Below are 26,232 nucleotides of genomic sequence, written 5' to 3' on the forward strand. Positions count from 1 at the left end.
GCCGATCCCGGTGCCGCGCTGGGCGTGCGGCGCCGCGATCGGACCCCCGTTCGATCGTGTGACCCCGTGTGACCGGGGCCACACAACAAGCTAGACCACCTGTACGACCGGTACGACCGGATTGCGGCGACGACCGCAGCACCGCCCGCCGCTGCGCCCCACAGGTCGCCCCTCTACCGTCGCGGCAGCGGTGCGGAACCGCGGGTGACCTCGGAAATCGTTCCCCCGCAGGCGATTAATCGCGTTTCGATAACGTTTTCCCGACCGTCGGGAGGAATGTCCTGTTCGTGACCGGCGTGACGAATGAGGTCGCCTCCGAAGCCGGATCGGGCTCGCCGGAAACGCCCCGAAACCGGACAGCTCTCCTTATTCTCGAAGCGGCCGTCACCTTCGTGCCCCCGTGCCGCGACCCGTGCGTGATCGGATCGCGACCGGATCGTCTCGTCCCGCCCGCTCGACCCGATTCGAAGGAGCCCGAGATGTTGCGTCGCCGATCCGCCCCGCTCGCCACCGCCCTGCTCGCCGCGGCCCTGCTCGCGGCCCCCGCCCAGGCCGCCGCCGACACCGCCCCGCCGGGGGTGCCGCTCGATCAGCTGCGCGCGGAGGTCGCCGACTCCCCCGAGACCCTCGCCGCGCTCGAGCGGCTCGTCGCCGACTCCGGCTCGGCGGATCCGTTCGCGCCGCCGCCGAAGAACATCCCGCAGCCGTTCTCGTCGCCCGCACCCACCGTCGGTCCGGGCTGCGGCGGCGGTTTCGTGCCGTTCGCGATGACCACCGCGTGGGTGCATCCCGGCCCGCACGGTCAGGTGCCGTTCGGGTCGATCGAGGTGATCGTCGAACCCACCGCCGGTGCGCCGGTGACCGCCTCGGACCTGAAGTTCGTGTGGATCAACATGGAGAACATCCGGGCCGGGGTCGCCACCCTCGACAACAACGGCGGCGGATTGCAGTCCACAGTGATCGACAGCGGTCCCGGTGCGGTGCTCGGCGCCCTGTTCGGCTCGCTGCAGTACGCCAACGGTGCGTTCTGCCAGGTGATCTACACCATGGGTGGCTTCTTCGCCTGAGCCCGCGCTCCCCGATCGGGGCGGTCAACGCAGCCGTTCGGCGTCGCGGGCCAGATCGAGCAGCTCCGCGCACAGGGCGGTCAGCTCGTCGGCCGCGGCGCCCTCGGCGACCGCGGTGGCGACGTCCTCGGCGGCGCAGCGCGCCCGGAACGCGCGGTCGGCGAGTGCCTCGACCTCGCCGGCGGTGAGCACCACCGAATCCTCGGGCAGTCCGGCGCGGCGGGCGCTGCTGCGCTGCTCGTAGGCGCGTTGCCGACACGACTGGCGGCAGTAGCGGCGTCGCCGCCCGGTGCCGATCTCCGGTACCGGGCGCCCGCACCACAGGCACGTGCTCGCTCGGGTGTCACGTCCGGTCACGAGCGTCACTGTACTGCCCACCTGCACCCCTGGCGGGGCGGCGGGAACCCCGGACGCACGGGCCGGTGCGGGCACCGTGCGCGCGGCGGTGCGGCGGGTCGGTAGACTGGTCCCTCGGCTCCTCGGTGGGCCGCGGGAACGGAATCGGCTCCGCAGACGTTGAGCACAGTGGACGTCGAGCCCGGTGTCGATGCCGCACGGCATCGTCACCCGGGCGGAGCACACAAGGAAGGACACCACCATGGCAGATCGTGTACTGCGAGGCAGCCGACTCGGGGCGGTGAGCTACGAAACCGACCGCGACCACGATCTGGCGCCGCGGCGAATCGCGCGCTACCGCTGCGACAACGGCGAGGAATACGACGTGCCGTTCGCGGACGACGCGGAGATCCCCGGCACCTGGATCTGCAAGAACGGCCTCGAGGGCACCCTGGTCGAGGGCGCCGCACCGGAGCCGAAGAAGGTCAAGCCGCCGCGCACCCACTGGGACATGCTGCTCGAGCGTCGCTCCGTCGAGGAACTCGAGGACCTGCTCAAGGAGCGCCTGGACCTGCTCAAGGCCAAGCGCCGCGGCGCCTGACACCCGCGCCGCCGAACACGTACGTGTGCCGCCCCGGACGATCGTCCGGGGCGGCACACGTACGTGTTCGGCGGCGCGGGTGTCAGGCGCCGCGGCGCTTGGCCTTGAGCAGGTCCAGGCGCTCCTTGAGCAGGTCCTCGAGTTCCTCGACGGAGCGACGCTCGAGCAGCATGTCCCAGTGGGTGCGCGGCGGCTTGACCTTCTTCGGCTCCGGTGCGGCGCCCTCGACCAGGGTGCCCTCGAGGCCGTTCTTGCAGATCCAGGTGCCGGGGATCTCCGCGTCGTCCGCGAACGGCACGTCGTATTCCTCGCCGTTGTCGCAGCGGTAGCGCGCGATTCGCCGCGGCGCCAGATCGTGGTCGCGGTCGGTTTCGTAGCTCACCGCCCCGAGTCGGCTGCCTCGCAGTACACGATCTGCCATGGTGGTGTCCTTCCTTGTGTGCTCCGCCCGGGTGACGATGCCGTGCGGCATCGACACCGGGCTCGACGTCCACTGTGCTCAACGTCTGCGGAGCCGATTCCGTTCCCGCGGCCCACCGAGGAGCCGAGGGACCAGTCTACCGACCCGCCGCACCGCCGCGCGCACGGTGCCCGCACCGGCCCGTGCGTCCGGGGTTCCCGCCGCCCCGCCAGGGGTGCAGGTGGGCAGTACAGTGACGCTCGTGACCGGACGTGACACCCGAGCGAGCACGTGCCTGTGGTGCGGGCGCCCGGTACCGGAGATCGGCACCGGGCGGCGACGCCGCTACTGCCGCCAGTCGTGTCGGCAACGCGCCTACGAGCAGCGCAGCAGCGCCCGCCGCGCCGGACTGCCCGAGGATTCGGTGGTGCTCACCGCCGGCGAGGTCGAGGCACTCGCCGACCGCGCGTTCCGGGCGCGCTGCGCCGCCGAGGACGTCGCCACCGCGGTCGCCGAGGGCGCCGCGGCCGACGAGCTGACCGCCCTGTGCGCGGAGCTGCTCGATCTGGCCCGCGACGCCGAACGGCTGCGTTGACCGCCCCGATCGGGGAGCGCGGGCTCAGGCGAAGAAGCCACCCATGGTGTAGATCACCTGGCAGAACGCACCGTTGGCGTACTGCAGCGAGCCGAACAGGGCGCCGAGCACCGCACCGGGACCGCTGTCGATCACTGTGGACTGCAATCCGCCGCCGTTGTTGTCGAGGGTGGCGACCCCGGCCCGGATGTTCTCCATGTTGATCCACACGAACTTCAGGTCCGAGGCGGTCACCGGCGCACCGGCGGTGGGTTCGACGATCACCTCGATCGACCCGAACGGCACCTGACCGTGCGGGCCGGGATGCACCCACGCGGTGGTCATCGCGAACGGCACGAAACCGCCGCCGCAGCCCGGACCGACGGTGGGTGCGGGCGACGAGAACGGCTGCGGGATGTTCTTCGGCGGCGGCGCGAACGGATCCGCCGAGCCGGAGTCGGCGACGAGCCGCTCGAGCGCGGCGAGGGTCTCGGGGGAGTCGGCGACCTCCGCGCGCAGCTGATCGAGCGGCACCCCCGGCGGGGCGGTGTCGGCGGCGGCCTGGGCGGGGGCCGCGAGCAGGGCCGCGGCGAGCAGGGCGGTGGCGAGCGGGGCGGATCGGCGACGCAACATCTCGGGCTCCTTCGAATCGGGTCGAGCGGGCGGGACGAGACGATCCGGTCGCGATCCGATCACGCACGGGTCGCGGCACGGGGGCACGAAGGTGACGGCCGCTTCGAGAATAAGGAGAGCTGTCCGGTTTCGGGGCGTTTCCGGCGAGCCCGATCCGGCTTCGGAGGCGACCTCATTCGTCACGCCGGTCACGAACAGGACATTCCTCCCGACGGTCGGGAAAACGTTATCGAAACGCGATTAATCGCCTGCGGGGGAACGATTTCCGAGGTCACCCGCGGTTCCGCACCGCTGCCGCGACGGTAGAGGGGCGACCTGTGGGGCGCAGCGGCGGGCGGTGCTGCGGTCGTCGCCGCAATCCGGTCGTACCGGTCGTACAGGTGGTCTAGCTTGTTGTGTGGCCCCGGTCACACGGGGTCACACGATCGAACGGGGGTCCGATCGCGGCGCCGCACGCCCAGCGCGGCACCGGGATCGGCTCCTGCACGCGATGTCGGGGGACACACGCCGATCACGGCCAACAACATCGCTTTCGGAGGGGATATGTCGCTGCGACACCGTCGTCCGCAGATACCGGCCGGCGCTTTCCCGCTGTCGTCTGCGCAACGGGCCATCTGGTTCGCGCAGCAGCTCGCGCCCGAGGTACCCGTGTGCATCGCGCAGTATGTGGATCTGCGCGGCGCCCCGGATCTGGATCTGCTGCGACGCTGCGGATATCGCGCCGGCGCCGAGTTCCAGTCCGCCTATCTGCGGGTCGTCGACGTCGACGGTGAACCCGTCCAGTACGTCGACCCCACCGTCGAGGACCGCAACGAGATCCCGCTGCTCGACTTCCGCGGCGAACCCGACCCGATGGCCGCGGCGCACGAGTGGATGACCGCCGACTACGCCACCCCGGTGGACCTGGCGAACGACCTGCTGGTGAACATGACGATCCTGCAGGTCGCCGACGACCGGTTCCTCTGGTACGCCCGCATCCACCACGTCGCCCTCGACGGATTCGCGGCGATGACCATGGTCAACCGCATCGCCGCCCTCTACACCGCGGAGATCGACGGCCGCGAGCCGGAACCGTCGAAAGCCGCCGACCTGCGCGCCCTGTACGACTGGGACCGCGAGTACCGCAACTCCGAGCGCTACCGCACCGACCGCGACTACTGGATCGAGCGGGTCGCCGGACTCGAGGACGGCTCGACTCTGGCGCAACGCGACGCCCCCACCGCGGCGGTGTCGCTGCTGTCGAGCCACACCCTCCCCGACGACCTCGTCGACGCGCTGACCGCGGTCGACGACGAACCGGGACTGTCGTCGACGGCGGCGGTCATCGCGGCGTTCGCGTGCTATCTGGCGCGGATGACCGGCCGCGACGACGTGATGATCAACCTGCCGGTCTTCGCCCGCACCACCGCCATGGCCCGCCGCTCCGGCGGCATGCTCGTCAACACCGCGCCGCTGCACATCTTTCTCGAACCGGACGACACCCGCACCGACCTGGTGCGGCGGGTGCAGCTCGAACTCACCGGGGCGCTGCGCCACCAGCGATTCAGCCTCGAGGACATCCGCCGCGAGACCGGCGCCGCCGGCGACCCGTACCGCTATGCCGGGCCGATGGTCAACGTCATGCTGTTCCGGCAGGAGATCGTGCTCGGCGACATCCGCGGCGAGTTCCACATCATGACCTCCGGTCCCGTCGAGGACCTGCTGGTCAACATCTATCAGAGCGGCGACCCGGCCCGGACCTTCCTCGACTTCCGCGGCAACCCGCACCGCTACGACGAGGACGAACTCCGTGCCCACCACGACCGGTTCGTCGAACTGCTCGACGATTTCCTGCGCAGCGCCCCCGACCGCGCGGTCGCCGTGATCCATCCGGCCAGCGTGACCCTGGGCGAGCAGCGCCGCCGCGCCGCCGCCGACGCCGGTTTCTGGCGGCAGCAGCTCGCCGACGCCGCCGAACGCCTCGAACTGCCCCGCCCCGTCACCGCCCCCGCCGACGACACCCCCGCCGACGTCGAGGACCGCCTGGCGGTCACGGCCGCGGCGCTCGCCGCGCGTTTCGCCACCACCGAGGGCGACGCCCCGGACACCACCGTCGCCGCCGTGCTGCACGCCGCCACGGCGGCGCTCATCGCCCGGCTCACCGGTCACGACGACGTCCTCGTCGGCGTGGCCCGCGACGGGCGGGTGCTGCCGCTGCGCGTCGAGGTGGACCCGGCCGAGCCCTTCGCCGAGCTGGTGCGGCGCGTGCGCACCCTCGGCGCCGATCTCGCCGCCCACGCCGAGGTCGACCCGGCCGTGCTCGCCGGCCTCGCCCCCGCCTGCCCGGTGGTGCTCACCCTCGACGACCCGACCTCCGCCCCCGCGGACGCGGTGCTGCGCGTGACGATCGACACCACCGGCACCGCCCTGCAGGTCCGCACCGGCTACCGGCCCGACCGGGTGGACGCGCACACCGCCACCACCACCGGCCGGCGACTCGGCCGCGCCCTGACCGCGGTGCTCACCGACCCGCACCTGCCCATCGGGGATCTGCCGTTCGTCGGCAGCGACGAGGTCGCCGGTCTGGTCCCGGCGCACGGCGACCCGGCCCGCTCCGCGCAGACCCTGCCGGAGATCCTGTGCGCGGTCGCCGCGGTGGTGCCGGACACCGAGGCGGTGGTGTGCGAGGACCGGCGTATGACCTACGGCGAACTCGACGCCTGGTCCAACCGGCTCGCCCGCGTCCTCATCGACGCCGGCGCCGGACCGGAGACGTTCGTCGCGGTCGGCATCGCCCGCTCCCTCGAATCGGTGGCGGTGATCTGGGCGATCGCCAAGTCCGGGGCCGCCTTCGTGCCCGTCGACCCGAAATATCCGGCCGAACGCATCGAATACATGCTCACCGACTCCGGGGCGATCCTGGGCCTGACCACCGCCGCGCACCGCGCCGAGCTGCCCGACACGGTGCCCTGGCTCGTCCTCGATCCGGATCTCGACGCGCGGATCGCGCAGGCGAGCGATGAGCCGATCACCGACGACGACCGGCCGGCCACCCTGCTGTTCGACCATCCCGCCTACCTGATCTACACCTCCGGCTCCACCGGCCGCCCCAAGGGTGTGGTGGTGCCGCACCGCGGCCTGGCGAACCTGTCGGCGACCCTGCACACCCGCCTGGCCCCACCCCCGGCGGCCCGGGTCTCGCACTTCTCCTCGCCGAGCTTCGACGCGTCGATCTTCGAGTACATGACCGCCTTCGCCATCGGCGCGACCCTCGTGGTGGTGCCCGCCCACATCTACGGCGGCGACGAACTGGCGGCGCTGCTGCGCCGCGAACAGGTCACCCACCTGTTCTCCACCCCGGCCGCGCTGGCGTCGGTGGACCCGACCGGCGTCGAATGCGAGGCGGTCACCGTCGCGGGCGAGGCGTGCCCACCGGAACTGGTGGCGCGCTGGGCACCCGGCCGCCGGATGTACAACGCGTACGGGCCCACCGAGACCACCATCGTCTGCAATATCACCGACATGCTGGTGCCGGGGGAGACCGTCACCATCGGCCACCCGGTGTGCGGTATCGACGAGCTGATCCTCGACGGCCGGTTGCACCCGGTGCCGGTCGGGATCGCCGGGGAGCTGTACATCGCCGGGCCGGGCGTCACCCGCGGCTATCACGACCGGCCGGGCCTGACCGCCACCCGTTTCGTCGCCGACCCCTTCGGCCCTCCCGGCTCGCGCATGTACCGCACCGGTGACGTCACCCGCTGGCGCATCCGCGACCCGCACCGTCCCGCCCGCTCGGTGACCGTCGAATATCTCGGCCGCTCCGACTTCCAGGTCAAGATCCGCGGGTTCCGCATCGAACTCGGCGAGATCGACGCCGCCCTCAGCGACCGCCCCGACGTCGCCTTCGCCGTCACCCTGGGCCGCGCCGCGCCCTCCGGGGAACAGATGCTCGTGTCCTATGTGCTGCCCGATGCCGGCTGCACCCTCGACCCGGAGCAGCTGTCCGCGGCGCTCGCGGCGCGGTTGCCCGCCCACATGGTGCCCGCCGCGATCATGGTTCTCGACGAGATCCCGCTGACCGCCGTCGGCAAACTCGACCGCACGGCACTGCCCGAGCCGGTCTTCGGCGGCGCCGGTGGGGCGGCGGCGATGTCGCCCACCGAGACCGCGTTGGCCGCGATCTTCGCCGACCAGCTCGGCGTCGCCGAGGTCGGTGCCGACGACAGCTTCTTCGAGCTCGGCGGCAACTCGCTGGTCGCCACCCGGGTGATCTCCCGCATCAACGACGCCTTCGGCACCGATCTGGGGGTGCGGTCGCTGTTCGAGGCCCCCACCGTGCGGGCGCTGGCGGCGAACCTGCCCGCCGGTGACGACGTCGACCGGCCCGCCCCGGCGCCGGTGCTGCCGCGCCCGGACCGCATCCCGGTCTCCGCCGCCCAGCAACGCCTGTGGTTCGTCGACCAGCTCGACCCGTCCTCGGCCGCCTACAACATCCCGATCGCGCTGCGGCTGCGCGGCGCCCTCGACCACGCGGCGCTGGTCGCGGCGACCCGCGATGTGCTCGACCGGCACGAGGCGCTGCGCACCGTCTACCCGGCCACCCCGGCCGGGCCGATCCAGCAGGTGCTGCCCGTCGACGCGCTCGCCCTGGATCTGACCCCCACGGTCACGGACGATCTCGACGCGGACGTCGCGGCGGTGGTCGCGGCCGGTTTCGACGTCACCGTCGACCCGCCGCTGCGGATGCGGCTGTTCCGCGTCGCCGGCGACGAGCACGTGCTCGCCGTGGTGGTGCACCACATCGCCGCCGACGGCGCGTCGCTGGCGCCGCTGTCCCGGGATCTGGTCACCGCCTACGCCGCCCGCGCCGCGGGCACCGCCCCGGACTGGGCGCCGCTGCCGCTGCAGTACGCCGACTACACCCTGTGGTTCGCGGATCTGCTCGGCGACGTCGACGACCCGACCTCCCGCGCCGCCCGGCAACTCGAGTACTGGCGCGAGATCCTCACCGGCGCCCCCGACCTGCTGGCGCTGCCCACCGACCGGCCGCGCCCACCGCAGCAGTCCTTCCGCGGCGCGAGCGTCGACGTCGAGATCGCCCCGGAGCTGTACGGGCGGATCCGGCAGCTCGCCCACGCCCACACCGCCACCGAGTTCATGGTCGTGCACGCCGCCCTGGCGGTGCTGCTGGCCCGCCTGTCCGGCGGCGACGACATCGTCGTCGGCACCCCCGTCGCCGGGCGCAGCCACCGCCACCTCGACGACCTGGTCGGCATGTTCGTCAACACCGTCGCGCTGCGCACCGCCGTACCCGCCGACCTGTCCTTCGCAGACGTCCTCGCCGCGGTGCGCGACACCGACCTGGCGGCCTTCGCGCACACCGACCTGCCGTTCGACCGGCTCGTCGACGCCGTGGTGCCCGCCCGCTCGGCGGCCTACTCGCCGCTGTTCCAGGTGATGCTCGCCTTCTCCGACACCACCGGCGCGCACCTGACCCTGCCCGGCCTGGACGTCGACATCGCCGAAATCGACACGCACACCACCAAATTCGACCTGCATCTGCAGCTCGGCGCGGTCGCCGACGGCGACGGCCGCACCCACGCACTGCGCGGCGCGCTGTCCTACGCCACCGACCTGTTCGATCCCGCCACCGCCGCCGCGATCGGGCAGCGCCTCGTGGGGCTGCTCGAGACGGTCACCGCGGATCCGGCGGTGCCGGTCGGCGACGTGGAGCTGCTCACCGCCGACGAACGCCGCACCGTTCTCGACACGTGGAACGCAACCACCGCCGACACCGGACCCGCCACCACCCTCGGGGAACTGTTCGCCGCGCAGGTCGCCGCGACCCCGCACGCCCCGGCCGTCACCGTCGACGGCCACACCCTCGGCTACGCCGAATTCGACGCGGTCACCAACCGGCTCGCGCGGCGGTTGCTGCGCGCCGGCGCCGGACCGGACCGGGTGATCGCCCTCGCCGCGCCGCGGTCGCTGGATCTGCTCGTCGGCATGTACGCGATCGTCAAGAGCGGTGCCGCCTACCTGCCGCTGGATCCGGAGCATCCCGCCGAGCGGCTGCGCTACGTCCTCGACACCGCCGCCCCGCGCGCGGTGCTCACCACCAGCGATGTCGCCGACGCCCTGCCCGACACCGGCGCCGAGGTGCTGCGCATCGACCGCCTCGACCTCGCCGACGAATCCCCGGCGGCCCTCACCTCGGCGGATCGACCGGAGCCGACCGGCGCGCATCTCGCCTACGTGATCTTCACCTCCGGCTCCACCGGCCGCCCCAAGGGGGTGGCGGTGCCGCACGCCGCGATCGTCAACCGGTTGCGCTGGATGCAGCACACCTATCCGCTGACCGCCGACGACACGGTGGTGCAGAAGACCCCCGCCACCTTCGACGTGTCGGTGTGGGAGTTCTTCTGGCCGCTGCAGGTCGGGGCGCGGCTGGCCGTCGCCGCCCCCGGCGGGCACCGCGATCCCGGTTACCTGCTGCGGCTGTTCGCCGAGGAGCGGGTCACCGTGGCGCATTTCGTGCCGTCGATGCTCGCGGTGTTCGTCGACGCCCTGCACGGCCGCGGCCGGGAGCCGCTCGCGCTGCGGCACGTGTTCGCGTCGGGGGAGGCGCTGCCCGCCGAGACCGCCGCCGCGCTACGCGAGGCGCTGCCGCACACCGCCCTGCACAATCTGTACGGGCCCACCGAGGCCGCGGTGGACGTCACCGCCTGGACCACCACCGACACCGATGCCGGGTCGGTGCCGATCGGGCGCCCGGTGTGGAACACCCGCACCTACGTGCTCGACGCGCGGCTGCATCCGGTGCCCGCCGGCGCCGCCGGCGAGTTGTATCTGGCCGGGATCCAGCTCGCCCGCGGCTATCTCGACCGCCCGGGCCTGAGCGCCGACCGGTTCGTCGCCGACCCGTTCGGGGCGCCGGGGGAGCGGATGTACCGCACCGGGGATCTGGCCACCCGCCGCGCCGACGGTGCCCTGATGTACTTGGGGCGCACCGACTTCCAGGTCAAGGTCCGCGGTCTGCGCATCGAGCTCGGGGAGATCGAGCAGGTGTTGCGCGCCCGCGAGGAGATCGGGCAGGCGGTGGTGCTCGTCCACCACGGCGCCGACGACCGGCTCACCGGCTATCTCGTGCCCACCCCGGGCCGCAGCATCGACACCGCCGCGGTCACCGCCGATCTCGCCGCGCACCTGCCGGATTACATGGTGCCCGCCGCCCTCGTCGTCCTCGACGCGCTGCCGGTCGGCGCCAACGGCAAACTCGACCGCAACGCGCTGCCCGCTCCGCCGGCACCGACCGCCGCCGGTGGCTACCGGGCGCCGCGCACCCCCACCGCACAGCTCGTCGCCACCGTCTTCGCCGACCTGCTCGGCGTCGACCGGGTCGGCGCCGACGACCACTTCCTCGACCTCGGCGGCACCTCCCTGCTCGCGATGCGCGCCGCCGCCCGGCTCGCCGCGGACACCGGCGGTGAGCTCGGCATCCGGGAGATCTTCGACCATCCGGTCGTCGCCGATCTCGCCGCGCATCTCGACCAGCCCGACCGCACCGGCGCCGGGCGCGGCGCCCCGGTGGCCGGGCCGCGCCCCGACCCGGTCCCGCTGTCCCCGGCGCAGCAGCGGATGTGGTTCATCAACCAGTTCGACACCACCTCCCCGGCCTACAACATCGCCGTCGCGCTGCGCCTGAGCGGCAGGCTCGATCAGGCGGCGCTGCAGCACGCCATCGGCGACGTCGTCGCCCGGCACGAATCGCTGCGCACCCGCTATCCGCTCACCGACGACGGGCCCGTGCAGGTCGTGGTGCCCACCGGCGCCGCCGTCCCCGATCTGGTGATGCTCACCGTCGACGACGGCACCGCCCTCGACAGCGAGCTCACCCCGATCCTCGCGGCCGGATTCGATGTGGCCACCGAGATCCCCACCCGCATCCGGGTGCTCGCCCTGGCCGAGGACGAGCACGTGCTCGTGCTCGTCGCCCACCACATCGCCGCCGACGGTTTCTCCATGGGGCCGCTGGCCCGCGACGTCATCGCCGCCTACAGCGCCCGCCACGCCGGGCAGACCCCGCCGTGGACCCCGCTGCCGGTGCAGTACGTCGACTACACCCTCTGGCAGCACCGGGTGCTCGGCGACGACACCGACCCCGATTCCCTGGCCGCCGAACAGCTCCGGTTCTGGCGCGCAACCCTCACCGGCGCCCCGGAACTGCTCGAACTGCCCTTGGATCGGCCGCGCCCGGTGCAGCCGTCGCGGCGCGGCGCCCGCATCCCGTTCACCCTCGACGCGGCCGCGCACCGCCGGCTGCTCGACATCGCCCGCGCCCACGACGCGTCGGTGTTCATGCTGGTGCACGCCGCACTGACGGTGCTGCTCGCCCGCCTGTCCGGCAGCGACGACATCGTCGTCGGCACCCCCGTCGCCGGGCGCGGCCACCGGGCCCTCGACGACCTGGTCGGCATGTTCGTCAACACCGTGGTGCTGCGCGCCCGCGTCGACGACGACGAGCCGTTCACCGCGCTGCTCGACCGCATCCGCACCGGCGACCTGACCGCCTTCGGGCACACCGAGGTGCCCTTCGAGCGGCTCGTCGAGGTCCTCGACCCGCCCCGCTCGACCGCCTACACCCCGCTGTTCCAGGTGCTGCTCGAATTCCAGGACACCGAACGCCCCGAGATCGAACTGCCCGACCTGTCGGTGCGGGTGATCGACCTCGACCCGATGCTGGCGCTGTTCGACCTGCAGCTGTCCATCGCCGAGACCACCGACGCCGACGGCCCCGCCGGCATCCGCGCGTCGTTCACCTACGCCACCGACCTGTTCGACGCCGCCACCGTCGCCTCGTTCGCCGACCGGTTCGTGCGCATCGTCGAGGCGATCACCGACACCCCCGACATCGCGGTCGGCAACATCGACATCGTCACCGACCGGGAACTGGCCGACCTGGCCCCGGCGCGGGGCCTGCCACCGGTCTCACCGCAACTGTGGCCGGAACTGCTCACCTCGATCGCCGCGATCCTGCCCGACGCGGTCGCCCTGCGCTTCGCCGACCGGCAGATCACCTACGCCGAACTCGACGCCTGGTCCACCCGCGTGGCGCGGCTGCTCGTCGACGAGCACCGGATCGGCCCGGAAACCGTCGTCGCGCTCGCGCTGACCCGCTCGCTCGAATCGGTCGCGGTGGTGTGGGCGGTCACCAAGACCGGTGCGGCGTTCGTGCCCGTCGACCCCGCCTACCCACCGGAGCGGGTGAGCTACATGCTCACCGACAGCGCTGCCGCCCTGGGCATCACCACCGCCGCGCACCGCGACGCGCTGCCCGCCGAGGTGCCGTGGCTGGTGCTCGACGATCCTGCCGTCGCCGCCCGGATCGCCGCGACGAGCGACGCACCCATCACCGACGCCGACCGCACCGCCGCGCTGCACTTCGACCACCCGGCCTACCTGATCTACACCTCCGGCTCCACCGGCCGCCCCAAGGGCGTGGTGGTCACCCACCGCGGCATGACCAACCTCAACGCCGAGGTGCGCAGCCACTTCACCATCACCCACCAGGCTCGCGTCTCGCACCTGGCGTCGCCGAGCTTCGACGCGTCGATCTTCGAGTTCACCAAGGCGTTCTGCGCCGGCGCCACCCTGGTGATCGTGCCGCCGGACGTCTACGGCGGCGACGAACTCGCCCGGCTGCTGCGCGAGGAGAAGGTCACCCACGCCTTCATCACCCCCACGGCGCTCGCCTCCCTCGACCCCACCGGACTCGACGACCTCGAGGTCCTCGTCGTCGCCGGCGAGGCCTGCCCACCGGAACTGGTGGCGCGCTGGGCGCCGGGACGGCGCATGTTCAACGGCTACGGCCCGTCCGAGGCCACCATCGAGACCAGCGTCAGCCCGCAACTGCGGCCCGGGCACACCGTCACCATCGGCGGCCCCGCCGTCGGCTTCCACCAGACCGTCCTCGACGACCGACTGCGGCCCGTCCCCGTCGGGGTGGCCGGCGAGCTGTACATCGCCGGGCCGGGCGTGGCCCGCGGCTACCATCGCCGCCCCGACCTCACGGCCGCCCGGTTCGTCGCCGACCCCTACGGCATCCCCGGCGAACGCATGTACCGCACCGGGGATGTGGTGCGCTGGCGGCACGACGGCACCGTCGAATATCTGGGCCGCTCCGACTTCCAGGTCAAGGTGCGCGGCTTCCGCATCGAACTCGGCGAGATCGACGCCGCGCTCACCGCCCACGACGCGATCGTCTTCGCCCATACCATCGGGCACCCCGCACCCAGCGGCGACACTGTGCTCGTGTCCTACATACTGCCCGACACCACCGACACCACCGCCACGCAGATCGATCCGCGGGCACTGCGCGCCTGGGCCGCGGCGCGGCTGCCCGGTCACATGGTGCCCGCCGCGGTGGTGGTGCTCGATGAGCTGCCGCTGACCCCGGTCGGCAAACTCGACCGCCGCGCCCTGCCGGTGCCGGACCTGACACGGCTCGGCGGCGACTACCGTCCCCCGAGCACCGACCTCGAGGCAACCGTCGCCGAGATCGTCGCCGAGGTCCTCGGGCACCCGCAGGTCTCCGTCGACGACAACTTCTTCGATCTCGGCGGCAACTCGCTGATCGCCACCCGCGTCGTCGCCCGCCTCAACGCCGCGCTCGGCACCGACGCCGGGGTCCGTGCCCTGTTCGAGGCGCCCACAGTGCGGGCGCTGGCCGCGCGGATCCTCGACGATCACGGTGGGCACGGACGGGTGCCGCTGGTCGCCGCCGACCGGCCCGAACGGTTGCCGCTGTCCCCGGCCCAGCAACGCATGTGGTTCGTCAACCAGTTCGACACCACCTCCGCCGCCTACAACATTCCGCTCGCCATCCGCCTGTCCGGCCGCCTCGACGTCGCGGCACTGACCGGAGCGGTGCGCGACGTGCTCGACCGGCACGAGAGCCTGCGCACCTGGTATCCCGGCGACGAACAGGGCCCGCGCCAGGTCGTCGTCGACACCGACCGGGTGCTGCCGGCGCTCACGGCGCGGCCGGTCACCGGCGACGACCTGCCCACCGACCTCGCCGACTTCGTCGGTGCCGGTTTCGACGTGGCCGCGGCGGTGCCGGTGCGGCTACGGCTGTGGCGCCTGGACGAGCACGCTCATGTCCTGGCGGTGGTGGTGCACCACATCGCCGCGGACGGCTCGTCGATGGCGCCGCTGGCCCGCGACCTGATGCTCGCCTACACCGCCCGCACCGGCGGGACGGACCCGGATCGGTCGCCGCTGCCGGTGCAGTACGCCGACTACGCCCTGTGGCAGCGCCGGCTGCTCGGCGACCCGGACGACCCGACCTCCCTCGCCGCCGCGCAGCTGCGGTTCTGGCGCGACACCCTCGCCGACGCCCCCGAACTGCTGCCGCTGCCCACCGACCGGCCGCGCCCCACCCAGCGCAGCTTCCACGGTGCCCTGCACCGCTTCACCGTGCCCGCCGACGTGCAGCGGCGCCTCGAGGCGCTGGCCGCCGAGCACGACACCACCGTGTTCATGGCCGTGCACGCAGCGTTCGCGGCGCTGCTGGCCCGCCTGACCGGCACATCCGACATCGTCATCGGCTCCCCGGTCGCCGGTCGCGGCCACCGCGCCCTCGACGACCTGGTCGGCATGTTCGTCAACACCGTGGTGTTGCGCACCCCCGTCGACGGGGCGCTGTCGTTCACCGACCACCTGCACCGCACCCGCGAGATCGACCTCGCGGCCTTCGGGCACACCGAGCTGCCCTTCGAGACCCTCGTCGACGTGCTCGCCCCGGCCCGCGAGACCGACCGGTCCCCGCTGTTCCAGGTGGTGCTCGAATACGGCAACACCGAACGGGCCCACCTGGTGCTGCCCGAACTCGAGGTCGACGCCCTCGACCCGGAGCTGCCCGTCGCCAAGTTCGACCTGCAACTGACCCTGCAGGATCCAGACCCGACCGGAACAGGGGAGAGCGACGGAATGCCCGCGGCGTTCACCTACGCCACCGACCTGTTCGATCCCGACACCGTCGCCTCCTTCGCGCAGCGGCTGGTGCGGCTGCTCGACGCGGTCACCGCCGACCCGCACCGCCCCATCGGCGACGTCGACCTGCTCACCGACGACGAACGTCCCACCGCCCCGGCGCCGCTGCGCCCGGCCACGGCGAGCGTGCTCGGCTCCGCCTCGGCGTCGCTGCTCGATCTGTACGCCCGCGGCGCCGGACTCGACCCGGCGGCGATCGCGGTCACCGCCCCCGACGGGACGCTGCTCTACGACGAGCTCACCGACCGGGTGCAGCGCCTGGCGCGGCTGCTCGTCGAGCACGGCGCCGGACCCGACCGGCTCGTCGCCGTCGCCCTGCCGCGCGGCACCGACCTGATCGTCGCGCTGCTCGCCGTATTGCACAGCGGCGCCGCCTATCTGCCCATCGACGTGGCGTTCCCCCCGGACCGGCTCGCGTACATGTTCGACGACGCGGCCCCGGTGTGCCTGCTCACCACCGCCGACCACGCCACCGCTCTGCCCCCGCACACCCCGCCGATCGTGGACCTGCACGACCCGGCCGTGCGCACCCGCCTCGACGAGATGCCCAGCGGCGGTGACGGATTGCCACGCGTGCACCCGGAGGCGGCGGCGTACGTCATCTACACCTCCGGCTCCACCGGCCGCCCCAAGGGCGTGATGGTCCCGCACCGCACCGTCGTCACCCTGCTCACCGACACCACCGAGATGTTCGGTTTCGACGCCTCCGATGTGTGGACACTGTTCCACTCCTACGCCTTCGACTTCTCGGTGTGGGAACTGTGGGGCGCCCTCGCCCACGGTGGCCGGCTCGTCGTCGTCGACTACCACACCGCCCGCAACCCGCAGGAATTCCTGGCACTGCTGCGCCGCGAACGGGTCACCGTGCTCAACCAGACCCCGACGGCCTTCTACCAGCTCATCGACGCCGACCGCGCCGCCGGCACCGACCTGCCGGCGCTGCGCCGGGTGATCTTCGGTGGGGAAGCCCTCGACTTCGGGCAGCTCGACCGCTGGTACCGGCGCCACGACGACACCGCCCCGACGCTGGTGAACATGTACGGCATCACCGAGACCACCGTGCACGTCACCGCCCGCACCATCACCCGCGAACTCGCCGCCACCGCCGCGGCAAGCCTGATCGGCCCACCGTTGCCGTCGCTGCGCCTGCACATCCTCGACAACCGGCTGCATCCGGTGCCCACCGGGGTGATCGGCGAACTGTACGTCTCCGGCGCCCAGCTCTCCCGCGGCTACCTGCACCGCCCCGATCCGACCGCCACCCGGTTCGTCGCCGACCCGCACGGCGCCCCCGGCGACCGGATCTACCGCACCGGGGACCTGGCGCGCCGCACCCGCGACGGCGAGATCGAATATCTCGGCCGCGCCGACTTCCAGGTGCAGCTGCGCGGTTTCCGCATCGAGCTCGGCGAGATCGAAGCGGCGCTGCTGCGCGCCCCCGGTGTCGGCCGCGCCGTGGTCGTCGTCCACACCGACCCGGCCTCCGGTACCGACCGGCTCGTCGGCTACGCGGTACCCGAACCCGGCCACGACCTCGACGTCGACGTGGTGCTCGAGCATGCCGCCGGGGAACTCGCCGCGTACATGCTGCCGTCCACCCTGATGGTGCTCGACACGCTGCCGGTCACCGCAACCGGCAAACTCGACCGGCGCGCGCTGCCCGCCCCCGACTTCGCCGCCCGCACCACCGTCTCCCGCGCCCCCGCGCGCGGCCACGAAACGGTGCTGGTGGAACTGTTCGCGCAGGTCCTCGGTCTGCCGACGGTGGGGGTGGACGATTCGTTCTTCGCCCTGGGCGGCGATTCGATCATGTCCATCCAGCTGGTCTCCCGCGCGAAGGCCGCCGGCCTGGACCTGACTCCGCGCGAGGTGTTCGAACACAAGACCCCCGCCGCGCTCGCCGCCGTCGTCGGCACCGCCACCCCCACCGAAACGCTCGCGGAGCTGCCCGGCGGTGGGGTCGGGGACATGCCGCTACCGCCGATCGCGCACTGGATGCTCGACCGCGGCGGCAGCATCGGCCGCTACTCGCAGGCGCTGCTGCTGCGCCTGCCCACCGGCCTGGACGCGGCGACGCTGCGGGCGATCGTCACCGCGGTCCTCGACCGGCACGACATGCTGCGCGTGCACCTGCACGCGGTGCCGGACGTCCCCGGCGGGCACGTCCTGCACGTGCCCGCCCCGGGCAGCGTCGACGTCGACACCGTCATCCACCGGGTGCCGGTGACCAGCGCCGCGGACAGCGACGACTTCTTCGCCCTGGCCGCCGCCGAACTCGACGCCGCCGCCGACCGCCTCGACCCGCACAGCGGGCGGGTGGTGCAGCTGGTGTGGTTCGACGCCACCAGCGGCGCCGGCCGACTGCTCATCGTCATCCACCATCTCGCCGTCGACGGGGTGTCCTGGCGCATCCTCGTCCCCGACCTGGCCGCCGCGTGGGCGGCCGCCGCGGCCGACGGCGCCACGAGTGGTGCGCTGCTGCCCCCCCACACCGGCACCAGCGTGCGCCGCTGGGCCCACGCCCTGCGCGACGCCGCCCCCACCCGCCGCACCGAACTCGACTTCTGGCGCGCCATGCTCGACGGACCGAACCCGCCGCTCGGGCACCGCCCCTTCGATCCGGTCCGCGACACCAACGCCACCGTCATCACCGTCGCCACCGAACTGCCCACCTCCGTCACCGAGGCGCTGCTCACCGCCGTGCCCAACGCCTTCCACGGCGCCGTCGACCACGGCCTGCTCACCGCACTCGCCCTCGCGGTGGCGGCGTGGCGCCGCGACCGCGGCCACCACCCGGCCCAGCTGCTGCTCAACCTCGAAGGGCACGGCCGCGACAGCAATGCCGCCGCCGGCGCCGACCTGTCCGGCACCGTCGGCTGGTTCACCACCATCCACCCGCTGCGCCTGGACCTGACCGGCATCGACCTCGACGACGCGCTCGCCGCCGGCCCGGCCGCCGGTCGCGCCGTCAAGACCGTCAAGGAACACCTCGCAGCCGTCCCCGACCACGGCACCGGCTTCGGGCTGCTGCGCTATCTCGACCCCGACACCGCCACCGAACTCGCGAACGCACCGACGCCGCAGGTCAGCTTCAACTATCTCGGCCGCCCCACCGCCGGGGTCACCGACACCGACACCCCCTGGCTGCCCATCGACGGCTTCCCCCACGGCGGGGCACAGAGCCCGAACATGCCCGCCGCCGCGGTGCTCGACATCAACGCCGTCACCACCGACACCCCCACCGGGCCGGTACTCGAGGTGCACTGGTCGTACCCGGCCGGGCTGCTCGACGACACCGACGTCACCGCCCTCGCGCACCACTTCGCCACCGCCGCCACCGCACTGACCCGGCACACCCGCAGCCCGCACGCCGGTGGCCTGACCCCCTCGGATCTGCCGCTGGTGCGACTGCACCAGGACGTCATCGAACGTCTCGAGCAACGCTACGGGCCCCTGGACACGGTGTGGCCGACCGCGCCGCTGCAGACCGGGCTGCTCTTCCACGCCCTGCTCGCCGGGGACCGCCCCGACGCCTACATCGTGCAGCTCGTCCTCGACCTGCGCGGCGAGGTCGACGCGAGCCGGATGCGCCGCTCCCTGCAACTGCTGCTCGACCGGCATCCGGCGCTGCGCGCGGCGTTCCCCGCCGCCGGCGACGGACACGTCCAGGTCATCCCCACCCACGTGGAAGTGCCGTTCACCGTCGCCGACACCAGCGACGACCCCGACCCGGACGACGCCGCCGCGCAACTGCTCGCCCTCGATCGACGCACCCGCTTCGACACCGAGACCACGCCGCTGCTGCGCGCGACCGTCGTGCACACCGGCCCGGGCCGGCACCTGCTGGCGTTGACGAACCATCACCTGCTGCTCGACGGCTGGTCCACCCCGGTGCTGATCCGGGAACTGCTGATGCTCTACGCCACCGACGCGGACCAGCGGGCACTGCCCCCGGCGCCGCACTACGGCAGCTACCTCACCTGGCTCGCCGACCGCGACCCGGAAGCCTCCCTCGACGCCTACCGCCGCGCCCTCGCGGGGGTGGACGAACCGACCCTGCTCGCCCCGCAGCACCGCCCCGGCACCACCGTCGGGATCTCCGAGGACCTCGACCTCGACCTGGACACCGCTCTGTCGGTGCGGTTGCACGACACCGCCACCGCCCGCGGCGTCACCGTCAACACCCTCGTGCAGACCGCCTGGGGTGTGGTGCTCGGCGCCCTCACCGGCCGCACCGACGTGGTGTTCGGGGCGACCGTCTCCGGGCGGCCACCGCAGATCCCCGGCATCGAGGCGATGGTCGGGTTGTTCATCAACACCGTCCCGGTGCGCATCACCGTGCGGCCCGACGACACCGTCGGTGCGCTCGTCGACCGGGTGCAGGCCGAACAGGTCGCCCTGCTCGATCACCACCATCTCGACCTGGGCACCCTCGACCGGCACCTCGGGGCCGCCGTGCGATTCGACACCCTCACCGTCTTCGAGTCGTACCCGGTCGAACGCGCCGGTCTCGACCGCGACACCGACCTCGGCGGCATGCGGGTCGCCGACATCACCGGCCGCGACGCCGCGCACTACCCGCTGTCGGTGGTCGTGCACACCGACACCGCGGTGCACCTGCGCATGAAATACCTGCCGGAGGTCTTCGACCGCGACGCCGTCGCCGCGATCGCCGCGCGCATCACCGCTGTGCTCGACGCACTCACCGGCGACCCGGCCGCCCCGATCACCGCGCTGCCGGCACTCACCGCCACCGAGCAGGACGCGCTGCTGCCGGTGCACGGCCCGGCCGGGGGCAGCGACGTCGCCCTGCCGCAACTGCTCGCCGCGACCGCCGCCGCACACCCGGACCGGCCGGCCCTGCGCGAGGGGGAGCGGGTGCTCACCTACCGCGAACTCGACGAACGCTCCACCCGGCTGGCGCGGGTGCTGCTGCGCCGCGGCGCCGGACCGGAGACCTTCGTCGCCCTCGGCATCGCCCGCTCCGTCGAGTCGGTGACCGCGATGTGGGCGATCACCAAGACCGGGGCGGCGTTCGTGCCCGTCGACCCGCGCTATCCGGCCGAACGCGTCGCATTCATGCTCGACGACTGCGGCGCCACCGTCGGTGTGACCACCACCGCACACCGCGACCGGCTCCCGGACACGGTGCCGTGGCTGCTGCTCGACGACCTCGACCGCGACGCCGCGGGCGAGGACACCACCACGATCGACGACACCGACCGCCCCGCTGCGCTGCGGCTCGATCATCCCGCCTACCTGATCTACACCTCCGGCTCGACCGGCCGCCCCAAGGGTGTGATCACCACCCACCGCAGCCTGGACAACTTCGCCCGCGACCAGCGCAGCCGCTTCGGTGCCGGACCCGGCGCGCGGGTCATGCACGTCTCGTCGCCGAGCTTCGACGCGTCGATCTTCGAATACCTCCTGGCGTTCGGGTCCGGCGCCGAACTGGTGATCGTGCCCCCGCACATCGTCGGCGGCGCCGAACTCGGCGCGCTGCTGCGCGAGCAGCGGGTCACCCACGGGTTCATCACCCCCGCCGCGCTCGCCTCCCTCGACCCGGCGGATCCGACCGACCTCACCGATCTCGCGGTCGGTGGGGAGGCGTGGCCGGCGGACCTGCAGGCCACCTGGGCGCCCGGGCGGCGTCTCGTCGACGCCTACGGGCCCACCGAGACCACCATCATGGCCGCGATCAGCGACCCCCTGGGCGTCGACGACCCACTGACCCTCGGCGGTCCGCTGCGCGGGGTGCACGCCGTCGTCCTCGACACCGCGCTGCGACCCGTGCCGTTCGGTGCCGTCGGTGAGCTGTACCTGGCCGGCTGGGGCCTGGCCCGCGGCTATCACGCCCGGCCCGCGCTGACCGCCGCCCGGTTCGTCGCCGACCCCTACGGCGCCCCCGGCGAACGCATGTACCGCACCGGGGACCTGGTGCGCTGGGTCGGTGACCTCGACCGGCGGGATCTGCGCATCGAATACGTCGGCCGCAGCGACTTCCAGATCAAGATCCGCGGTTTCCGCGTCGAACTCGGCGAGATCGACGCCGTGCTCGCCGCCCACCCGGCCGTCGGATTCGCCGCCACCGTCGCGCACCGCGCCCCGAGCGGAGAGACGGTCCTCGTCGCCCACCTGCACCCCGCACCCGGCGCCGACATCGACCACGCCGCTGTGAAATACCATGTCTCCGAGCATCTCCCGGCGCACATGGTGCCCACCGTCATCAGCGTGCTCGACGAGATCCCGCTGACCCCCGTCGGTAAACTCGACCGCGCCGCCCTGCCCGCACCGAACCTGACCGCCGGCACCGGCGACCGTCCGGCACCCACCGACCCGCTCGAGTCGCTCGTCGCCGACGAACTCGCCGACGTGCTCGGCCTCGACCGACTCGGCGTCGACGACAACTTCTTCGACCTCGGCGGTAACTCACTGCTCGCCACCCGCGCCGTCGCCCGCCTCGGCGACCGGCTCGGCCGACCCGTGCCGGTGCGCGCCCTGTTCGAAGCCCCCACCGTCGCCGCGCTCGCCGCACACCTCGACGACCGGCCCACCACCGAGGTCGAGGAACCCACCGCCGACACCACCTCCGGCCCGATCGCCGGACCGCGCCCCGAGCACATCCCGCTCTCCCCGGCGCAGCAACGACTGTGGTTCATCAACCAGTTCGATCCGACCTCCGCCGCCTACAACATCCCCCTGGCGATCCGGTTGTCCGGGCATCTGTCCCCGGCCGCGCTCGGCGCCGCCCTGCACGACGTGCTGGCCCGGCACGAGAGCCTGCGCACCATCTACCCGGCGTCGGCGGCCGGACCGCACCAGCGGATCCTCGCCGCCGCCGACGCCCCGCTGCCGCTGGACGTGGTGCCCGCCGGAGAGGACACCGTGCACACCGCCATCGCCGACTTCCTCGGCGCCGGATTCGACGTCACCGTCGACATCCCGGTGCGGGCGCGGGTGTTCTCCTTCGGCCGCGACGACCATCTCGCCGTGCTGGTCGTACACCACATCGCCGCCGACGGCGGCTCCACCGGCCCGCTCGCCCGCGACCTGATGATCGCCTACGCCGCCCGCAGCCGCGGCGAGACCCCGGCGTTCGGGCCGCTGCCGGTGCAGTACGCCGACTACACCCTGTGGCAACTCGACCGGCTCGGCGACCCGGACGACCCCGGCACCCTCGCCGCCGACCAGACCACCTACTGGCAGCAGCGCCTCGCGGGGCTGCCGGAGGTGCTGCCGCTGCCCACCGACCGACCCCGGCCGCCGCAGCAGTCCTTCCGCGGCGACATCACCCGCTTCACCGTCGACGCCGATCTGCTCGCCCGGCTGCAGCAGCTCGCCGCCGTCCGGCACAGCACCGTGTTCATGACCGTGCACGCGGCGTTCGCGGTGCTGCTCGCCCGCCTGTCGGGCAGCGACGACATCGCCGTCGGCTCGCCGGTCGCCGGTCGCGGACACCGCGCCCTCGACGATCTGGTGGGCATGTTCGTCAACACCGTCGTGCTGCGCACCGCGGTGCCCGCGCAAGCGTCGTTCACCGAGCTGCTCACCGCCGTCACCGACAGCGACCTCGATGCCTTCGCGCACGCCGACCTGCCCTTCGACCGGGTCGTCGACGCGCTCGCCCCGACCCGCTCGACCGCACACTCACCGCTGTTCCAGGTCTCCATCGAATTCCACACCGCCGAACTGCCCGCGGTGGAACTGCCGCACCTGAGCGTGCAGGGCGTCGCCCTCGACCCGACGGTGTGCAACTTCGACCTCGAACTGCTCATCGGGGAGAACGCCGAAGGTGGCCTCGACGCCGCCTTCGTCTACGCCACCGACCTGTTCGACGCCGAGACGGTGCGTGGCTTCGCCGACCGGTTCACCCGGCTGCTGCACGCGATCGCCGCCGACCCGCACCGTCCCGTCGGCGATCTCGACCTGCTCACCGCCGCAGAACACACCGCGCTGGTGCCCGCCATCGGACCGCAGGCCGAACCGGCGGTGCTGTGGCCGCACCTGCTCGACACCGCCGTTGCCACCGCCCCGGACGCGGTCGCGGTCGTCGACGACGACCGGCAGGTCACCTACCGCGAACTCGACGCCCGCGCGCACCGGCTCGCGCGGCGCCTGCTCGACCGCGGCGCCGGACCCGAACAGGTGATCGCCCTGGCGATCCCGCGCTCGCTCGAATCGGTCACCGCGGTGTGGGCGACGGTGCGCAGCGGCGCGGCATTCGTGCCGGTCGACCCCACCTATCCGGCCGACCGCATCGCCTTCATGCTCGACGACAGTGCCGCGCGCATCGGCATCACCGTCGCCGCGCACCGCGACGCGCTGCCCGACGAGGTGGACTGGCTCGTCCTCGACGACCTCGACCTCACCGCCGGGCCGCTCGCACCGATCGACGACGCGGACCGGCCGACGGTGCTGCGCCCGGATCATCCGGCCTACCTGATCTACACCTCCGGCTCCACCGGCCGCCCCAAGGGCGTGGTGGTCACCCACCGCGGCCTGGCCTCCCTCGCCCGGGAGGAACGCGACCGTCTGCAGGTCACCGCCGCGGCCCGGGTGTCGCATCTGGCGTCGCCGAGCTTCGACGCGTCGATCTTCGAGCAGATGATGGCGCTGTGCGCCGCGGCGACGCTGGTGATCGTGCCGCCGCACGTCTACGGCGGCGACGAGCTCGCCGCTGTGCTGCGCGCACAGCGGGTCAGCCACGCCTTCATCACCCCCACCGCGCTGGCCTCGCTCGACCCGCACACCGTCCCCGAACTGCACACCCTGCTCGTCGCCGGCGAAGCACTCCCACCGGAGCTGGTGGCACGCTGGGCGCCGTCGCGGCGGGTGATCGACGCCTACGGTCCCACCGAGGCGACGATCATGACCTCCCTCGGCGAGCCGCTCACCGTCGGCGAACCCGTCACCATCGGCACCCCCAGCCGCGGTTTCCACGCCCTGGTCCTCGACGGGCGGCTGCAACCCGTCCCGGCCGGGGTGGCCGGGGAACTATATGTCGCCGGGCCGGGTCTGGCCCGCGGCTACCACGACCGGCCCGCGCTGACCGCCGCCCGGTTCGTGCCCGATCCCACCGGCTCGGGGGAGCGGATGTACCGCACGGGGGATCTGGTGCGGTGGACCACCGATCATCGCCTCGACTACGTCGGCCGCACCGACTTCCAGGTCAAGATCCGCGGCTTCCGCGTCGAACTCGGCGAGATCGACGCCACGCTGACCGCGCACCCGCAGGTGGTCTTCGCCCACACCCTCGGCCACACCGCCCCGTCCGGGCAGGCCGTGCCGGTTTCCTACCTCCGCCTCGCCCCTGATACCGACATCACCGCCGCCGAGGTGAAAACGTTCGTCGCGCAGCATCTTCCGCCGCACATGCTGCCGGCGGTGATCACCGTGCTCGACGACATCCCGCTCACCCCGGCCGGCAAACTCGACCGCGCCGCGCTGCCCGCCCCGGATTTCACCGCCCCGGTCGGGGACTACCGGGCGCCGCGCACCGACCTCGAAAAGCTCGTCACCGACCTGTTCGCCGAGCATCTCGGCCTCGACCGGGTCGGTGTCGACGACGACTTCTTCGACCTCGGCGGCACCTCGCTGCTGGCGACCCGGTTGCTACCGGCGCTCGGGGAACGACTCGGGCGGCGGGTGCCGATCGCGTCGATCTTCACCCATCCGACCCCGGCAGAACTCGCCGCACACCTGAGCAGCGGCGAGTCCGAGGAGAGCAACGGCATCGACGAGGCGTTCCGGGTGCTCGTGCCGCTGCGCCCCGGCACCGGCACCGCGCTGTTCTGCATCCATCCCGCCGCGGGGCTGGCCTGGCCGTACAGCGCCCTCGCGCACCGCCTCGACGACGACCGGCCGGTCTACGGTCTGCAGTTGCCGGCCCTGTCCGGTGGTCCGCGGCACGACACCATCACCGCGCTGGCCCGCCACTACGTGCGGGAGATCCGCCGGGTGCAGCCGCACGGCCCATATCACCTGCTGGGCTGGTCGCTCGGCGGGGTGGTCGCGCACGCCGTCGCCGTCGAACTGCGCCGCGACGGGGAGATCGTCGACACCCTCGCCCTGCTCGACAGCCACCTGATGGTCGGGGCGTCCCCGGCCGTCGGCACCCGCGACATGCTGCGCGATCTCGGGCTTCCCGTCGACGACGGTGAGCCGAGCTTCGAACACGCCGCCGCGGTGCTCGACGAGGCGTTCGGGGGCGGCACCGGCCTGACCGCCGCCCACCTCGAACGGCTGCACGCCGGGTCGACCGACACCGCCCGCGCCGCGCGGCGGCACGAACCGGACACCTTCGACGGGGACGCGTTGTTCTTCACCGCGGCCCGCTCGGAGACCCCGGTCCCGGCGGTGGCGGCCTGGCACAACGTGATCGCCGGCGAGATCCACCAGTACCGGCTCGACTGCGATCACCACGAGATGGTGAGTGCCCGGGCGGTGGAGACGATCGTCGCGGTGCTCTCGGCCCGGCTGACCGAGAGCGACGCGGCGCTGCGCCGGTGGGGACGAGTCGCGGTGCAGGGGGTCCCGGCAGTAATGGCGCAAAAAACAACGAGGTTCGCGTAGCGCCTGGTCCGGGTAG

General features: G+C 72.9%; 7 protein-coding genes. 4 read left to right on the forward strand and 3 right to left on the reverse strand.

Annotated features, from left to right (window positions below):
* Positions 1-479: 479 nt before the first annotated feature.
* Positions 480-1,067 carry a hypothetical protein gene (locus A5767_RS05275; RefSeq protein WP_064851847.1) on the forward strand — a complete coding sequence of 196 codons (588 nt, stop codon included), beginning with the start codon at positions 480-482 and terminating at the stop codon, positions 1,065-1,067.
* Positions 1,068-1,091: 24 nt separating this feature from the next.
* Here the strand turns inward: A5767_RS05275 and A5767_RS05280 are convergent, their stop codons facing one another.
* A complete protein-coding gene (locus tag A5767_RS05280) occupies positions 1,092-1,433 on the reverse strand; it encodes a hypothetical protein (protein WP_006554803.1) in 342 nt (113 codons plus the stop codon).
* Between the two features lie 232 nt (positions 1,434-1,665).
* On the opposite strand from A5767_RS05280, the gene A5767_RS05285 reads away from it, so the two are divergent.
* Complete coding sequence (locus A5767_RS05285) at positions 1,666-2,004, forward strand: RNA polymerase-binding protein RbpA (RefSeq protein ID WP_006554802.1); 339 nt, start codon at positions 1,666-1,668, stop codon at positions 2,002-2,004.
* 82 nt (positions 2,005-2,086) lie between these two features.
* Here the strand turns inward: A5767_RS05285 and A5767_RS05290 are convergent, their stop codons facing one another.
* Entirely contained in the window at positions 2,087-2,425 is a 339-nt protein-coding gene (locus A5767_RS05290; RefSeq protein WP_006554802.1) for an RNA polymerase-binding protein RbpA, read from the reverse strand.
* 232 nt (positions 2,426-2,657) lie between these two features.
* Between A5767_RS05290 and A5767_RS05295 the strand changes: the two genes are divergently transcribed.
* The gene (locus A5767_RS05295) at positions 2,658-2,999 is read left to right on the forward strand and encodes a hypothetical protein (protein WP_006554803.1); all 342 of its coding nucleotides are present in this window, start codon (positions 2,658-2,660) and stop codon (positions 2,997-2,999) included.
* Positions 3,000-3,023: 24 nt separating this feature from the next.
* Here the strand turns inward: A5767_RS05295 and A5767_RS05300 are convergent, their stop codons facing one another.
* Entirely contained in the window at positions 3,024-3,611 is a 588-nt protein-coding gene (locus A5767_RS05300; RefSeq protein ID WP_064851847.1) for a hypothetical protein, read from the reverse strand.
* Positions 3,612-4,154: 543 nt separating this feature from the next.
* Here A5767_RS05300 and A5767_RS05305 point away from each other — a divergent pair.
* Positions 4,155-26,216 (forward strand): non-ribosomal peptide synthase/polyketide synthase, encoded by a 22,062-nt coding sequence (locus tag A5767_RS05305; RefSeq protein WP_064851846.1) that lies wholly within the window; start codon positions 4,155-4,157, stop codon positions 26,214-26,216.
* Positions 26,217-26,232: the final 16 nt, after the last annotated feature.

Source organism: Rhodococcus sp. 852002-51564_SCH6189132-a (assembly GCF_001665495.1).
Lineage (GTDB): Bacteria > Actinomycetota > Actinomycetes > Mycobacteriales > Mycobacteriaceae > Rhodococcus > Rhodococcus pyridinivorans.